The organism is Streptomyces sp. NPDC048255 (assembly GCF_040652415.1).
Lineage (GTDB): Bacteria > Actinomycetota > Actinomycetes > Streptomycetales > Streptomycetaceae > Streptomyces.
This window is the reverse complement of the sequence record NZ_JBEZMA010000048.1, coordinates 1-15,365: the sequence shown is the minus strand read 5'-3', so window position 1 is coordinate 15,365 and position 15,365 is coordinate 1. Positions and strand designations below refer to the sequence as shown.

Here is a 15,365-nt window from a genome sequence, read left to right as displayed (position 1 = left end):
GTGCCCCAGCTTGCTGTCCGGCAGGCACAGCGGTCACGTGGTCACGGACGGCACGGTGCGCAACACTTCCCCGGCTCCCGTTCTGCCTGGTCATCACCATTTCGGTCAAGGTGTGCATCGCGCGGATCTCAGGCCGTCCGTTTCCGGCAGATCCACAAACCCCGGCGCTGGCTGAGGCGCACTGGGAGCAGAACCTCGTCAATAGACAACTTCGTTGAGGAAACTGAGTGATCATCCGAGCACAGGAAGGTATCCACTTCATGACGTTCCAGGCCGCCGATTTAATAGCCCCGTTGACGCTTGACCGCCGCACTGGACCGCACGGCGAGGTGGTTCTACGCCGTCGGAATGAAACATACGAAATCATCGTGAACGGCTGTTTTCTGATGGACACCTCCGATGGACGCTCCGAACGGCTCCTCGTCGATGCCGCCCTCGAGCGGGCGACAGCCGCAGACCCTGCGGTCCTGATTGGCGGACTCGGCGTGGGGTTCTCGCTTGCCCATGCCAGCGGGCAGTCACGTTGGTCCCGGATCGTCGTCGCCGAACGCGAAGACGCCATCATCGGCTGGCACCGCGCCGGTCCATTGAGCACATTCACCGCCACCGCCCTGTCCGATCCGCGGGTGAGCATCCTGCACACCGACCTCAATGACCACCTGCGGACCACGGGCGAGCGGTACGACGCCCTCTGCCTCGACATCGACAACGGCCCCGACTGGACCGTCACCGACGACAACCAAAGTCTCTACTCTCCGAGTGGCCTCGCTGCTTGCCGTGCCCGTCTCACCTCACGTGGGATCCTGGCCATTTGGTCCGCCCAGCCCTCCCCCGCATTCGAGAAGGCCCTCGAGCGTGCCGGGTTCGAGGACGTGCACACCGAGGAGGTATCCGTCGCACGCGGGGTCCCGGATGCTGTGCACCTCGCTCGCAATCCCGTCTGAGGCCGGGTCCGCGCGCACCAGTGGTGCCGGACCACTACCAGGGCCCGGCATCCAACATGAGACAGGGACCGCCTGGAGACAGCACCCCCACAGCGGGGCCTCGCCACACCGGCGGCGGCCGAGGCTCCTCGGACGCCGGGGCGAACGAGCAGCAGCTGCGTGACATCGCCGCCGACGGCCTCCAGGAGGTCTACTTCAAGGACCGCGGGCGCCGCGCCGGCGGCCTCCTGGTGGAGTTTACCGACGTCGAACACATCGAGTTCGACTTGTAGGAACCCTGACAGCAGAGCGAGGCCGAGCCGACGTCTGACTGAGCACTCCAGTTGGCAACTTAGCGTTTCATTTGGCCAGTGCCGATGCCACTGCTCACGGGGGCGCGGTGCATCGGATCTAGCGCGTTGCGGTCCGCACCCAGGCAGCGCCGCGCAGGGGCGGGACGGGGTGCACCTATGGTCCCGGGCCCAACCGGATCCCAGGTCGTGCTGGGTCGCGTTGAGCAGCCCCGGGCTGGGCAGCGCGCGGTGGACGGCACGGCGGTGAGCTGCCCCTGCTGAGTGCAGGTGGGGTGAACACCAGCATCCGGTGCCCGTCGTTCTCCAGACTTCGGTGTGTCTCACGAGACACACCGAAGTCTGGGCGTTGGCCCGCCGACCGGCCGCCGGAAGACCTTCCGAGCCCTTCGTCAACTCAGAGTGGCCGTCCGGTTACTGCAAGCAAATTCGACCCTTCAACAAGATCGTGTTACGAGCTCTTACAGACGATTCGTGATCGCGAGGACGGCAGTGGCCGTTTCTTAGTCGCGCCGTTCCCGGCCCACTCCCGGCAGGCAGGGTCCGCCGGCGAGTCAAGCGGACCGCTGTGGTGAATCGATGCTAAGCCGTCCTCCACGAGGAGTTCCCGGCCAGCGAAGGCTCCTTGACAGCGAAGATGGTGTCGCACCGATCGCGGACGTAGTCATTATGGGTCGCGATGACGACCGCGCACCCGGCGGCGCTCATCTCCCCAAGGACATCGACGACCATGGTGGCGTTGACCTGGTCGAGGGCGCCGGTCGGTTCGTCAGCAAGTACGAGGGCCGGCTGCTTGACCATCAACCGGGCCAGGGCTACACGCTGCTGCTCCCCGCCGCTAAGGTGGTGGATCTTCTCCTTCTCCCGCCCGGCGAGGCCGACTCGATCGAGAGCTTCGGCGATGGTGACGCGTCCCCCACGCGGGACCGATCTACGCGGCCTAACGGCGATGTCCAGGTTGGCGGCGACGGTGGCGTTCTCTATCAGGGCGTAGTTCTGAAAGAGGTAGCCGAGGACATCACGGCGGAACCTGCGGATCCCTCGCTGGTTGAGCGTGATGAGGTCCTTGCCCTCATGTCGGATCGCCCCGGCACTGGGTTTGTCGAGGAGACCGAGGCAGTTGAGGAGGGTGGACTTGCCCGATCCGCTGGGGCCTACGAGGGCGAGCATTTCCCCGCGCCCGATGGTCAAGGAGACGTCGGACCACAGGGTCCGAGGGCCGAAGGACTTCGACAGGTTGTCTATATCGATCATTACGGTGCTCCTGCTGAAGCCGATGGGGTACGGGCGTGGGCGAGACTCACGCTTCGGTTGCCCCTTCCTTGACGATGCGGCGGTGGAAAACGGCGAGGGTGATGAGCACGGCCGTGACCTCGATGGCTACCAGTCCGGCGGTAATTCCCAGGTCCAATGCGGTGACCTGGACGGGCGGTCGGGGCGCGGGTATGCCCATGGCCGCGTATTGCGCCAGGTCTTGGTTCTGCTGCCATGCACGGAACGGGATCCAGGCGGCTAGGAGAGCGGCGAGCAGTCCCTCTACGGCGAGGACGGAGCGGTGTGTGGTGGTGAATCTCCAGCCGCTGATGTGCTTAACGAAGATTGCCTGGACATTCTTGCGCGAATAGACGATACAGACGCCGACGCCAGTGATAAGGAGCACGGCCACGGCCACTATGAGATTGAACAACTGCAGCCGGAAATCACCTACGGTGTTCCGCAACTGCAGGGCGGCGTCCTGCCCGACAGGGCGCACGGCAGTCACATAGGTCTGAAGCTTGAACGCCGTGATGCCATCCAGGACGTCTTGGGGGTCCGGGAAGATCACACCGCCCTGCGTGGCGAACGCGGTGTAGGCGTTGTCAGTGAGAAACCTCGAGCCGTTGGGGACCACGACGAGAACGGGGTCGCGCACAAGGGAACGATCCTGCTTGGGACTGCCAGCGGCACTGAATGTCTGGTTGCCGGGGTTGTAGCCGAAGACGGTCTGGCCGCTCTTCGCCCGGAGCGTCTCCACCTGGTTCTGCCGGATCAGCTTCGGGTCGATCGGACTCAGTAGCCCGGGGATCTGCGCGGCGATGTTCGACGCGTGAACAGTGAGGGATTCCGGGACGATGAGTCGTACAGCGCGGGCGTCCGGGGCTTTGCCATCTTGCGGCGCCGGGGTGTAGCGCCGACTTGCAGAGTCGAGGATCAACTGCTTGGCGAGGAACGTTTCATTCACAATGAGTATCTCGCCCTGGGGCAGGTTCTGGCTCCGGGCGATGCTCTGGAGATCTCGCCGGCCAGCAATAACAACTTTTCCCTCACTGTCGGACCGGCGGAGCCACTGGCCCACCGATTCCTCCATCTGCGCCGTTTTGCTGCCGAGGCTGCCATTAAGGCGGATGCCGGTGGCATCTCCCACCTTGGCGTAAGCCTCGCGGCTGTCCTGGCGCGCCGCCACATCCTGGCCCGCCAAAGCAACGGAGGTAGCAATGCCGATGGCGAGCAGAAGCGCGGGGATCCGCACCAGGTAAGCGCACAGAGAAGCCATCCGGGCCGGCAGTTCGCCCTTAAGGGCGCGTAGCACTTCGGTCTTGAAGGTCAAGGCAAGCGCGGCCGAGTGAGCGGTCAGCATCAGCAGAACGAGCAGGGCGGCGACACCTGCTGCCAGAGAGGCGAAGTAGCCTAGCCAGGCCATCCCGTTGTAGAACCCGAGGAAGGCCAGCACCACGGCGGCCACTCCGCCCGCTGCGACCGTCCAAAAGACTGCCAACTGCCTTAGATCGCGGAGCAGGATCTCGCCGAACGACTTGCCCTGCAGCCGCAAGACTCCGTAAGCCTTGGCGTTGAGCAGCACGCTCGCCCCGGTCATGGTCGCTGCCGCGAGTGCGACTACCAGGACGGACCAGTACAGGGCCGTGCCCGAGTAGAAGGCGGATAGTGCGGAAAATGAGAGCGGATGAGCCACGCTTCCACGCAGGCCAAAACTGGCGAACTCGGCCACCAGCGCGTTCGCATCTTCGGGCGTTCCGAAAACGTAGTACATGCCCCGAGGGTCCCGTTGTCCGATCTCGGCGATCGGATGGACGTCAGTGCGGTAGTCCCTTCCGAAGGCCGGATAGCCCTCGTCCAGCCACGACGCCGCATCGCTACCAGGTGCACCAGGAGCGAGGTACAGGTGACGGCGCCTGTCGGGATCACGCAGGTCGGGTACCTCACGTGCCACCGTGACCCTGCGGTGGGCCGCGAACGACGCGACCGTCTGCGCAACCTGCTCACCACTTGTCGAGTCGTCGGACTCTGAAACCCAGACCAGGGCAGAGTGGCCCAGCACCCAGTCCTCGTCCAGCCCTCGCACAAACAGAAACGACACCACTGCCGAGAAGGCCAACACAGCGGCGTGGGTGAACTTAATACCTCGGTGCAGCATCAATTACCTAGGGCTGGGCGCTCAGGGAGCGCACGTTGTAGAACCGAGCGAGCAGCAACAAGCCTAGCCGTGGGGGCCATTCTCGCGCCCCCACCGCTAGCAACGACTGCCGAAGAACCCGGAGTCGAGAGGCGCTTCCTGCTCAGCAGCCCTTGGACCACCACGACTTGTTACCCGACCAGGCGTCCGTCGCGGAGGCGTAGGACCAGCTCCCGGCCCCGACATTACCGCTCGAAGAGTAGTAGTCACCCTGAACGGACGAGGAGTGGCACGTGTCAGCGTGGTAGTAGTTCGACCACACGAACCCGTCGCTCACGCCGTAGTCCCACTTGCCTCCGCCGGTGTTGACCACTACGGCCATGGCCGGGGTGGCAGCGGCCACAACGAGGGCCGCGGTAGCGAGGGCAACCTTGATTCTCATGATCTTCCCTTTATTTAAATGATCTTTACTGGCCGAAAGGTGTCAGATGATGCGACCATGATCAAGTTAGGTTAAGAGTGAGTCAGATCACATAGCAGTCGGTGACCATCCGTCACAGAATGCAGTTTCGCAGCGGACTGCCTGCGGCTTTCGAACCGTTCTATCAGCCGTGCACCAAGTCGATCGGGTGCCCAAAATTCGGGTTCAAGGCCCCGCCGCCTCACCCCTCGAACCGGACGCGTACGAACTTGGCTGCCTCGTGTGTACGAACGGCACAGACGCTGGTCGGCGGACGGCACCTGGGGCAGGATCTTCGCGGCCGTCCTGGCCGACGCCGACGCGGAAGGCCGGATCGACTGGTCGGTGGTGAGCGTCGATTCGACCTCCAGCCGGGCCCATCAGTACGCCGCCGGGGCTCGTAGGAAACCGCCACGAGTGCCGGGGGAAAGGCGCACGCCCCGGCAGCACCGCCCCGACGAGGGACTCGGACGCTCCCGGGGCGGCCTGACCTGCAAGATCCACCTCGCCGGTGAGGGTGGACGCCGGCCCCTGGCCCTGTTGATCACTCCGGGCCAATGGGGCGACGCTCCGCAGCTCATCCCAGTCATGGAATGCATCCGTGTCGCCCGCCTCGGTGGCGGGCATCCACGCACCCGGCCCGACCATCTCGCCGGTGACAAGGCGTACTCCTCCCGTCGCAACCGCCGCTACCTGCGACGACGCCAGATCAAGCACACCATCCCCGAACCGAAGAACCAACGGGCCAACCGCCAGGCCCACGGAAACAAGGGTGGCCGACCCGTCGGCTTCGACAAGACGATCTACAAGCGCAGGAACGAAGTGGAGCGCATGATCAACGCTCTGAAGAACTCCCGGGCCGTGGCCACGAGGTACGACAAACGCGCCTACATCTTCCACGGCACCGTCACTGTCGCCTCGATCCGCCTCTGGCTTCCTGATCTGCACAATCGGATAATGCGGACTCGCCGCCCAGCTCGGCCTCCAAGCGACAGGAAGCCGGATCACGTTGGCGCGCCCCCGCTACCCGACCACAGGGGCGGTCGAGGCCCGGGTCGCCCTGACGAGACGAGCGCAATCAAGCTCGTTGACGACGCCGGGCAAAGGCGGCGGCAATCGCCATCGCCAAGGTGGTGTTGGCGGCAGTCCAGAACACGAGCTTGGCGTTCGGCCCATTGACCGTCCGCAACTCCCCGTCTGCGTGGAGGCAGAACGAGTCGGGCGGGAAATACTGCAAGATAGGAGTGCTGCGCGTGCCGTAGCAGGGCGACGTATCGGGAAACAGTTGCGGTTGCGCGCGCTGCGAGAGGAACCCGCCGACGAACACTGTCAGCCACCCGGCCAGCAAGAACACGATCAGCATCCAGTTAGGGATCCTCGCTCGCCGCCCCAGCAGCCAAACTAGGGAGGTTGGCATGACGAAAACGACAAACGCAGCGAACAGCAAGATCAGATCCTTCATGATCCTACGACCATACTGACCAAAGGATCCGCCGGACAGGCCCTAACTGGAGCGCCGACTCCCCTTCTTGAATCGAACAGAATTACGATTAAGGAGTGACCGGCGAAACCTCCTTCCCCGACGACCTCCTTCAGCTGCAGGAGCGACTCCACCGCGCCCACGCCGAGCACTGCACCTACCTGGCCGGACTGCCCTGGAGCGTGGAGCCCATGGAGGGATGGGCGCGTGATGAGCGGTACCTCCCATCGAGGGGACGTGCCCCACAGCCCCGGCTGGAGCGAGGAGCAGAAGGCGACGGTCGACCGGATGTGGGCTGAGATCCGGCAGCTGTCGATCGACGTCGTCGACCACCCCCACTGGAAGAGCATCCCCACCGACATCCTGGTGGCGAGCCGCATGCAGCTGAAGCGGCAGGCCGCTCGACCGAAGCCCCCGACGCAGCCCAGGCGGCGTAGCCGCCATGCGGGAACCTCTTCTGCCTCTGCCGCCGGCCCTGGACCAGCTTCTGGTCATACGCCGCTGGCTGGAGCTCACCCTCGCCCGCGTCGATGAGAAGATCAGCGTCGTCCGGGCGGCGGAGGAAGAGCAGGCCCGCCGCCGGCCGCTACCGGAGCCTCCGTACTGGTGGATCGAGTACGGCATCGGTAACACCCGCCGGCCCGACCGTGTCCACACTGGGGCCTGCAGGCTCACCAGCCGGGGCCGGGCGGCCACCCGGGAGTCAGTCCGGGAGGTACTGCGGACCATGCCGTCGGTCATCGCGTGCCCCCTGTGCCGGCCCGACAACGAGCTTGGCCTCCTCGACAGCTAATCCGCGCCAGCGTGCACGGCCGGGTGTCCGCCCTGTTGCCGGGCGGAATGCTGGGCAGCAGGGCACGGCGGCTTACTGCTGGGCGAGAAAGGCCCGGCCCGCGTCCGTGACTACGAATCGGTTGCCGTTCTCCCCTTCGGCGCGCACAGCGACGTCGGCGAACCCCTTGTCGGACAAGGCGATGAGGGACTGTACGAGGCCGAGTCGCTCCTCGGTCCAGGCCACACGCACGGGGTCCTCGTCGGAGGTGTGGATGTCGGGGGCCGGATGCCTCTGCAGCCGATCCGGGACGTCGAATGTGCCGATAGGTTCGGTGGACCCGGCAAGCAGGTGCAGTACCTGGGTTTGTACCGGTCAAAGTCACAGTGCTCCTCGACGTCGACGGGGGCTTCTGCCGTGGTGCATCACTGTGGCAACGAGCAGGGCGTCAGGTCGGGTGATCACGCGTATGCGGTCGCCTCAGTCAGACATGAGGTCTGCGGAACCGGCGGTCGTAAGGGGGTGCGGGCGCGATATCGTGGAGTCTTCTTATCTGCGGTTTTATGATCTGGCAGGAGTACCCGCGTGCCCGAGGACCCCATCGCCCACAGCGAGCTCGCTGCCCTGACCCGGCGATTCGAAGAGGTCGCGGAGAAGCACGACCGCGAGTTCGGGATCATCAAGTCCGACCTCACCGCGGTACGCCTCCAGATCGGCAACCTCGACCAGAAGGTCGAAGCCCTCGACAAGAAGATCGACCGGAACCAGGCCCAGATCATCGAGCTGCTCAGCCAGCTCGTCGGCCGCGGCCCAGACGCTGGCTGACGTCTGCAGCATTCTCCGGCCCGCCGGTGCCTGCGAGGGCCCGAACCAGGCTTCTGGTTCGGGCCCTCGCTCGTGCGTAGTCCGTGCTGGACCGGCCAGACCGCGGGAACCAAGGCAGATGTGCCTCGACCCAGTACAGGGTGCGGGCCTGCTCGTTGTACTGCTCATGACGATCAGCACAGCAAGGCGCCCCGCCCCCAAGACGACAGGTTCGGTATCCACGACGGTGCGCTTCTACCCGGACGAGCTACTGGAGATCGATGCGTGGCTGATCGGTATGAGGGCCGAGACGGGCAAGCGGTGGGACAAGGCTGAGGTCATGCGCAAGCTGTTCCGAATGGCCCGCGCCGCGGACAGTCCCTTGCGTCACTCGCTCATTTACCGAGCCACGCAGTAGCCCCTACCAGCTGAGCTACCGCAGTGAGCAGAGACGGCGAGCCGTCTGCCGTGCCTGAGGAGGACGGGGACGGTTCAACGATCTGCAGGGCCAAGCCTTACTCGCAGGCAACGCCGTCCATGTCCGCATCCAGATGGCGTCCGTACCCGTCCTCACCACGACGTAGAGGAGCTGCGCCCGCCGCCCGGGCGGCATCGCAGTTCTCGTACTTGTGCTCCAGGCGGTAGCGGGCGCCGGGGCTGAGGCCGACTTCGACGGTGTACCTGATCTTGCGTGTCTCGGGCTTGCCGCGCAGCTTGATTGTGTAGTCGAAGGTGTCCTCACCGCTGAAGCCCGAGCCGGGTGTGTAGAGGGCCAGGCTCCTGTCTGCCTGGAGTTCCAGCGTTCCGTGCTCAGGCTCCCGTGTGATGGTGATCTCGACGTCTGCGGAGGTCAGGCCTTTGTCGTCGTCGAGGTCGTCCGTGCGGATGCTGTGGGCGTCATCGGCAGATTCATGGCTGAGCAGTCGCAGCTGCATCTCGTCATGCATATCGGTCCAGAGCGCCGTGTCCTTGCTCGTGTAGCCCTCTGTCAGGTTCTCCAGCTTCCAGGTGGGTGTGGGTCTGGCCGAGGGGGAGGGGCTCGGGGCGGTCGCGGTGTGGCTTCGCCCGGGGGCTGCGAGCCAGTCGCCGATGCCTGATACGACCCACCATGCGCCCCAGGCCGCAAGTCCGAGCAGTAGGGCTATGCCGAGACACGCAATCGATCCGTCGCGCAGGTCGGCCTTTCGCCGTTCTCGTCGGAGCTCTCTCTGCCTGGTCTTCCACTGGGCCTGCTCCTTCCGGTGCGCCTGGCGTCGTTCCTCCAGCCGTTCTTCGAGGTCCTTGAGGAGCTGGGTGTGATCGGGATCCGTCATCGCGTGCGGCCCCCGTGTATGCGGCGGGCGGTGACGAGGCCGGCCCACCGGGCCCGGGTCGGCGGCTCGCCGTCGAGCCATCGGGTCGTCGAGGCTGCTGGCCGCGGGAGGCCGGCCATGAAGCAGGCGATGTCGGCGAAGTAGGCGAAGTCGCCACTGGCGGTGAGTGTGCGCAGCCGGTCGATGGTGGCGGCCAGGTCTTGGTCTTCGCCGCGGACGGCGTGGTGGAAGGCGAGGGCGAGCTCCGTGAACCGGTGGAGGAAGGGCAGCCCTGCGGCCTCGATGTCGGCGTGCAGGTGCTGGGCACGATTGGTGATGCCGTCGGTCCCCGCGTCCTTGATCAGGGCGACGATCCGGGCTAGGAGGGTGTTAGAGCGCTGGTTGAGGCCGTCGAGGAGCTGGTGGGCGAGTGCGAGCTCGTCTGCGGCGCGGTCGGGGTCGGCGAAGGAGACGGCGAGGGCGAGGCGGACCTGCATCATGGCCCGCTCGCCGGCGGCACCGTGCTGCTCGGCTTCGACGCGGCCGGCTTCGAAGGCGGCGACGGCCAGGCCGGTGTCGGCTTGGGACCAGCGGATGTCGCCGAGGACACGATGCTGGCGACCCTTCCACCCCAGGGTGGGAACAGCAGCCAGGGCGGTGGGGAAGTCGCCGGCGAGGCGGGCCAGGTTGGCCAGTCCCCGGCGGGCCTTGGGCGCGAGACGGCCGTCAGCTTCGACGACCTGCTGCATCCCGGTACGGGCGGCGTCATTCTGGCTGAGATCCTTGTGGGCCTTGGCCCGGTAGTACAGCGCCATCTCGGTCAGCTCGGCGGGCAGCAGGCCGGTCTCGAGGACGGCGGTGAGGCGGTCGGCTGTGCGCTGGCGGTGCTCGCGCTGGCGTCGGGTGATCGCGGTGAGGAGCTCGGCGACGGCGTCGGCGGGGGTGTCGGGTGCCGGGTCCGCCGGGGCGGGCAGGGCGAGAGGTTCCCACACCGAGTCGTCGGTGTAGACGAAAGCGGCCTCGATGAGCCAGCCAAGGCCGGTCAGGCCATGGTCGCGGGCCAAGCGCAGGCCCTGGCGCAGGCACGCCACCAGGAGCATTCGGCTGGAGCCGTGAGCAGCGGCCTTCGTCCATTGATCGCCGAGGGCGGCCAGGGCGCGGGTGGCGGCCTGGTGCCAGTCGGCGCTCGTCCAGCGGTCATCGCTGTGGTCGTCGTCGCGTACGGCGCTGCGGATCGCGCGGTGCAGGTGGTAGGGCCACAGCGCGTAGGGGTTCTCGCTGATCAGGGGCCGTTCGGTCAGGCGCCGGGCGGCGGCCTGGTGGATGAGGCCGGCTGTCTGGGTGGCGAGGTCGAGGTCGAAGGCGTCCAGCAACGCGACGGAGCGCAGCAGGTGCCGTTCCTCGGAGGTGAGGTCGGAGAGGGTGCGCGCGAGCAGGGCCGGGAAGGTGCAGTCGAAGTCGGTGGGGATGGGGGTGCGGCCGGTGCGGCGGATCTCCAGGAAGCGGCTGACCGCGAGGTCCAGGTGCAGCGGCAGGCCGTGGGAGCGGGCGGTGATCGCCGTACGGATGTCGGCGCCGATGAGGGGCTGGCCGTCCTGGACCAGGCGGCGGGCGAGGTGAGCCTCACAGTCCTCAGGGGAGAGGTCACCGATCAGATGCTGGCGGGCGCCGGAGCCGGCGGCCCGGGGTTGCGGGATCGTCAGGGACGCAGAGTCGGTGGCCAGGCCGGGCCAGGCGGCGGGGCCGGTCCAGTCGAGTTGGCCGTGCAGCGCGGGGTCGGCCCACGGCAATCGGCTGCGGCCGCCGATGACGAAGAAGACGTTCGGCATGAGCCAGACCAGGCGCTGCAGCAGCCGCTCGAAGTCGCGGTGGCGGTCGCCGGTGTCCTCAAAGGTGTCCAGCAGCACCACCGGCACGACGCTCTTCTTCGCGGGCAGCTGGCTCAGGTCCCAGGCCAGCAGGTGGCTGTAGTAGGACAGCGCCTCGAGATCGGGGGTGGCTTCCAGCAGGGCCGCGGTCCGTACGGCGCCGGCCAGGGCCTGAGCGCGGGCCTGCCGCTCGCGAAGGGCCGACACCAGCGCGGAGGTGAGCTGCTGCGCCGCGGAGCCGACCAGGCCCGGCAGTTGCAGGGCCGCGGCGACCTCGCCGACGCCGGCCTGCAGTTGCTGTGGAAGCATTTCGGCGAAGCGGCCCGTCAGCCCGGTCCGCCGGATGTACTCGTCCAGCGGCTCCCCGGGATGCACGTGCTCCCAGTAGTGGCGCAGCGCCACGTCGAAGGAGGGCAGCGTGCGGCCGAGGGCTCCGGCGAGCGCGAGGCGGATCGTCAGAATGACCCGCTCGAAGTCGGAGCCGGTCGAGGCGGAGCGGGCCAGGTCGATCCGGATGGGCAGCAGCTGCTGCGTCCAGGTGGGTGCGCCCCACTGGTCGGGGCGGTGCTCGGCGGCGGTCAGCGCCGCTTCGATCTTGCGGAGCAGCGTGGACTTGCCGACGCCGCCCACGCCGTGAAAGACGATCACATTGCTGCGGGGCGCTTCGAGGTCCTCCACGTTGAACCCGCGGCCAGCGGTGTGCCGCAGGTGCTCTTCCAGCGCGGAGGCGACCAGAGCCCACTGGTGCTGCCGGTCGGTGAACGCCTCCGCGGCGTCGAACGCCGGGTTGTTGGAGCTGAACAGCGCACGCAGGTCTGCCATGGTCCCCCCACAGGTGATCGTCTGAGCCCCAATCTATGCCGCACGATGCCCGGCGGCGGGCGCTCTGCTGGGCGCGGCCGGTGGATGCTGGTGGTGGACGGAATATCGGCCACGGCCGACAATGATCCTTTTGTCGTCTTCCTGTGAAGAGGTTGGTTCCCGTGCACGATCCGGTACCCCCGTCCAGCTCCCCCGATCCGGACGACGCGGCCTCCTACCAGGACGCTTCCGACGCCGTGGCGCAGGTGATCGCCTGGTACAGCCACCAGCTGCTGGCCGAGCGGCGTTCACCCACCCCCGACCCCGAGCGCCTCAGCCGGCTGATCGCTGATCAGAGGGAGTGCGTGCGGGACCGGGCGCGGATTGAGGATGCCGACCCCGCTGAGGTCGCCCGTGTCGCTGCGCTCTACGCGGCACGGCTGAAGGAGCTGGAGGCCACCGGCCCGTAGCGGTCGGCGGTTTCGCGGGCCAGGGGGAGCGCGGCCACGGCGGCGGACCCGAGAAGCCTGTGCGGCTGGAGGTGCGCGGGCATTAGCGGCCGGGCCAGGCGGGCAATCTGCTCCACGTCGTGGCGATAGTGCGGAAGCTCGGCCCGCAGGCGCCGCTGAAGGGCCCAGAACCGGTCCGCTTCCCGGGACGTGTAGGGGCGGTTCTGCTCGGCGAGCAGGGCGGCCGCCGCGCCCGTAGGCCGTGCCCAAGGGCCTTGAGGGGCCCGGTTGTTATGGTAGAGGAGGGCGCCGTAGCGCCCCCACACCATGACGGAGTCGGCCACCGGCACCTGCTCGGCCGCGGCGACCGCGCCGGCGAGCACCGCGAAGTGGTGGTCGTGCCCGGAGACGGTGGTGAACCGGCCCCGACCGCCCAGCCGGTTCACGTCGGCGCAGCGCACCGCGGTGCCCTGCCGGGAGTCCGCCGCCCGGACGGCCAGCACCACCAGCTCCACCCGGTAGCCCGCCCGCCGGTAGGCCATCGCGCCCTCCACGAACGCGGCCGCGCTGCCGGGGGCGATCTCGATGGTCACGTCCCCGCGCCGCTCCCGTACGCGCGCCTCGGCCATGGCCTGCCAGGCCCGGTAATCCGCCCGGATCCGTTCGCCGGCCGTACGCGGCTCCTCGCGCAGCAGGGTGTAGTAGTCGGGGTGGTACGACTTGAAGTCGTCGCCGCTGATCCGGGTGGGCCGCCCGCGCAGCGCCCGGCGCAGAACCCGGGCCTGGCTGGTCTTGCCGGAGCCGGGCTGGCCCATCACGTACACCGCGACCGGGCGCTCCTGCGGCGTGATGTTCTCCAGAAGATTCGGGGCGCTCAACTCGTCGAAGATCCAGCGGTGCTCCTCGGCGGAGAGTCGGTGGTAATCGACGCCGGGCGCCTCCCGCCGGGCCTGCGCGGTACGCCGCAACGGCTCGGCCAGGGCGGCGACGCGCTCGCCGTCCCGCCGCACCGCCAAGGCCCAGTCCTCCGGCAGCCGGGGATCGTGCGCCCGCCGGTCGGCGTCGGCGAGCTGGCGGCGGAAAACGCCGGTCTCCGCCGCGTCCCACGGCCGTAACCGCTCCGTCAGCAGCGCCTCGCGCGCACCGACCGGCCGGCGCCAGTGGCCTTCGGGCGTGAGCTCGTTGGCGTACAGGACTTCGCCGGCGCGGCGGACGACGAGGACCCGGTCGGCCAGGCGCCCGGCCTCGATGTCCGCGAGCGCGGCGGGCAGCGCGGCCGCGCAGGCGTCGTGGTTGCCCCACCCCACGTACCGGGCCCTGCTCTCCTCGGCGAGCCGCAGGTACCGGTCCAGGACACCCAACTGGGAGACGGCTTCCGGCACGGCCAGCGCGACGACTTCGATCCGGTTGCCGGCCGCACGGTAGGCGGCCACCGAGGCCAGCCACCCGGCCGGGTCGGCCAAGGCCTCCTCCGCCACCACGTCGTACCGGCCAGCGCGGGCACGGGCTTCTACCTCGGCCTGCCACCGGTAGGTCTCCGGCCGCACCCGCACCCCGGCCGTCCGCACGTCCTCTACCAGGAAGTCGGCGTAGTCGGGGTGAACGGCCTTGTACGCGTCCCGATCCACCCGCACCGCACCACCGCGCTGATCAAGGGCGGCCTGCACCAGGTCCATCACGAGCGCCTTGCCGCTGCCGGCCTGCCCCGCCACGAACACCACTACCGGGTGTTCCTGTGCGACCGCGCCCGCCGTCAGCTTCGGCACGATCACCTCGGCGAGCAGCTTGCCGTACTTCTCCACCAACGTCTCCCGGTCGCGTTCGAGCTCTTCTGTCCGATCCGGTGGCGTTCCGGCCCGCGTCCGAATCCGCCGCGGGCCGGAACGACCAGGAGCGCCTACTCAGCGTCCAGCTTCTGGCGCAGCTGGTCCAGGGTGTCTCCGTCCTCCGTGTGCCACAGGGTCCAGCCGTTGATGACATTCCCTGTGACGGCTTCCGCCGCCTTCGAAGGGGAGGGGAACGGGGAGGAGTGCCCGTCGACGATGAGCTGGCCCTCGGCAGTCACGACAGCGCGGCCCGACCGGTTGGCGCGGCGCTGGGTGAAGGTGAGAACGCTGCCGGCCTTGAGCCTTCCCGCCTGCATCAGTGCGGCGAGCGGCCCGTGGGGGATGACAGGCGCGGCCGTAGTGGTGGCGGATCCGCCACCGAGGGACAGGGTGACGTGGACGGTGTCGTCGCCACTCGCGCTCGTGAGTCGGGCGATGACGGCGGGGTCGAAGTGGATGCTGAGCGTGGCCATGCGGTCTCCTGTCATCAGTGGCCCGAAGGCCCTATCGCTGACTTTCGCTTCGATTTTAAGCAGTACAAGCAACTTAAGTCAACTCCGACCTCCAGCAGTTCAGCAGAACTTGGAAACTCGGGTGCACCCTTGGACAATCAGGCACTGCGGCACCTCAGGTAGAAGAAGTCGGGGGCTACCGGCAGGAAGCCGCGATCAGCCCCTGCCTGTCACGGCCGAATCAGCGCTGCAGACCCGGTTCCGGGCCATGGAGAGCGTGAAGGCCGTCATGTCTGCGGCGCCACGAATCCCAGGTCAGCGCTCCGTCACACGCTGGGCATGACCGGAAACCGCACACGTACCCCTGCCGCGGCTGGGTACTCCGCATGGGCTAGTCTCCGGCGGATGATGACCAAGGGATTGCTGGCTCGACGGAGGGCTGGGCGGGGGGAACGCGCCGCCGTGCCGGGGAGCCGGCTCGGCTGGCTGGACGCGCTGCGTGGGATCGCCGCGCTGGCCGTGGCGGCCCACCACTT

At 67.7% G+C, this 15,365-nt stretch carries 14 protein-coding genes and 2 pseudogenes; 7 read left to right on the top strand and 9 right to left on the bottom strand.

Annotated features, from left to right (window positions below; translation table 11 throughout):
• Window positions 1-260: 260 nt before the first annotated feature.
• Window positions 261-944 carry a spermidine synthase gene (locus tag AB0D94_RS28670; RefSeq protein ID WP_362057348.1) on the top strand — a complete coding sequence of 228 codons (684 nt, stop codon included), beginning with the start codon at window positions 261-263 and terminating at the stop codon, window positions 942-944.
• A gap of 134 nt (window positions 945-1,078) precedes the next feature.
• Window positions 1,079-1,216: pseudogene (locus AB0D94_RS28665) on the top strand (XRE family transcriptional regulator); the annotation flags it as partial.
• Window positions 1,217-1,816: 600 nt separating this feature from the next.
• Here the strand turns inward: AB0D94_RS28665 and AB0D94_RS28660 are convergent.
• The 3 genes from AB0D94_RS28660 to AB0D94_RS28650 form a co-directional block, all read right to left on the bottom strand.
• Entirely contained in the window at window positions 1,817-2,488 is a 672-nt protein-coding gene (locus tag AB0D94_RS28660) for an ATP-binding cassette domain-containing protein (protein ID WP_362057279.1), read from the bottom strand.
• Window positions 2,489-2,534: 46 nt separating this feature from the next.
• The gene (locus AB0D94_RS28655) at window positions 2,535-4,646 is read right to left on the bottom strand and encodes a hypothetical protein (protein WP_362057276.1); all 2,112 of its coding nucleotides are present in this window, start codon (window positions 4,644-4,646) and stop codon (window positions 2,535-2,537) included.
• Between the two features lie 142 nt (window positions 4,647-4,788).
• On the bottom strand, window positions 4,789-5,067 hold the full coding sequence (locus tag AB0D94_RS28650; protein ID WP_362057272.1) for a lactococcin 972 family bacteriocin: 279 nt from the start codon (window positions 5,065-5,067) through the stop codon (window positions 4,789-4,791).
• Window positions 5,068-5,328: 261 nt separating this feature from the next.
• On the opposite strand from AB0D94_RS28650, the pseudogene AB0D94_RS28645 reads away from it, so the two are divergent.
• Window positions 5,329-6,021 (top strand): annotated as a pseudogene (locus tag AB0D94_RS28645) (IS5 family transposase); the annotation flags it as partial.
• Between the two features lie 142 nt (window positions 6,022-6,163).
• On the opposite strand, the gene AB0D94_RS28640 reads toward AB0D94_RS28645, so the two are convergent.
• Window positions 6,164-6,547 (bottom strand): hypothetical protein, encoded by a 384-nt coding sequence (locus tag AB0D94_RS28640; RefSeq protein ID WP_362057269.1) that lies wholly within the window; start codon window positions 6,545-6,547, stop codon window positions 6,164-6,166.
• 460 nt (window positions 6,548-7,007) lie between these two features.
• Between AB0D94_RS28640 and AB0D94_RS28635 the strand changes: the two genes are divergently transcribed.
• A complete protein-coding gene (locus AB0D94_RS28635; RefSeq protein WP_362057266.1) occupies window positions 7,008-7,358 on the top strand; it encodes a DUF6233 domain-containing protein in 351 nt (116 codons plus the stop codon).
• Window positions 7,359-7,430: 72 nt separating this feature from the next.
• Here AB0D94_RS28635 and AB0D94_RS28630 read toward each other — a convergent pair whose 3' ends face one another.
• Complete coding sequence (locus AB0D94_RS28630; RefSeq protein WP_362057263.1) at window positions 7,431-7,583, bottom strand: hypothetical protein; 153 nt, start codon at window positions 7,581-7,583, stop codon at window positions 7,431-7,433.
• Between the two features lie 339 nt (window positions 7,584-7,922).
• On the opposite strand from AB0D94_RS28630, the gene AB0D94_RS28625 reads away from it, so the two are divergent.
• Both AB0D94_RS28625 and AB0D94_RS28620 read left to right on the top strand, forming a co-directional pair.
• The gene (locus tag AB0D94_RS28625; protein ID WP_362057260.1) at window positions 7,923-8,162 is read left to right on the top strand and encodes a hypothetical protein; all 240 of its coding nucleotides are present in this window, start codon (window positions 7,923-7,925) and stop codon (window positions 8,160-8,162) included.
• A 166-nt stretch (window positions 8,163-8,328) separates the two neighbouring features.
• Window positions 8,329-8,559: a hypothetical protein gene (locus AB0D94_RS28620; RefSeq protein WP_362057257.1), complete on the top strand. Its 231-nt coding sequence runs from the start codon at window positions 8,329-8,331 to the stop codon at window positions 8,557-8,559.
• A gap of 97 nt (window positions 8,560-8,656) precedes the next feature.
• On the opposite strand, the gene AB0D94_RS28615 is transcribed toward AB0D94_RS28620, so the two are convergent.
• Both AB0D94_RS28615 and AB0D94_RS28610 read right to left on the bottom strand, forming a co-directional pair.
• Complete coding sequence (locus AB0D94_RS28615) at window positions 8,657-9,454, bottom strand: excalibur calcium-binding domain-containing protein (RefSeq protein WP_362057254.1); 798 nt, start codon at window positions 9,452-9,454, stop codon at window positions 8,657-8,659.
• Window positions 9,451-12,123: an ATP/GTP-binding protein gene (locus AB0D94_RS28610; protein WP_362057251.1), complete on the bottom strand. Its 2,673-nt coding sequence runs from the start codon at window positions 12,121-12,123 to the stop codon at window positions 9,451-9,453. The genes AB0D94_RS28615 and AB0D94_RS28610 overlap by 4 nt, the downstream gene beginning before the upstream one ends.
• A gap of 161 nt (window positions 12,124-12,284) precedes the next feature.
• On the opposite strand from AB0D94_RS28610, the gene AB0D94_RS28605 reads away from it, so the two are divergent.
• A complete protein-coding gene (locus AB0D94_RS28605; RefSeq protein WP_362057248.1) occupies window positions 12,285-12,572 on the top strand; it encodes a hypothetical protein in 288 nt (95 codons plus the stop codon).
• On the opposite strand, the gene AB0D94_RS28600 is transcribed toward AB0D94_RS28605, so the two are convergent.
• A complete protein-coding gene (locus AB0D94_RS28600) occupies window positions 12,530-14,353 on the bottom strand; it encodes a zeta toxin family protein (protein WP_362057245.1) in 1,824 nt (607 codons plus the stop codon). The genes AB0D94_RS28605 and AB0D94_RS28600 overlap by 43 nt on opposite strands.
• Before the next feature lie 95 nt (window positions 14,354-14,448).
• Window positions 14,449-14,850 (bottom strand): DUF4357 domain-containing protein, encoded by a 402-nt coding sequence (locus AB0D94_RS28595; protein ID WP_362057242.1) that lies wholly within the window; start codon window positions 14,848-14,850, stop codon window positions 14,449-14,451.
• Between the last annotated feature and the right edge of the window lie 515 nt (window positions 14,851-15,365).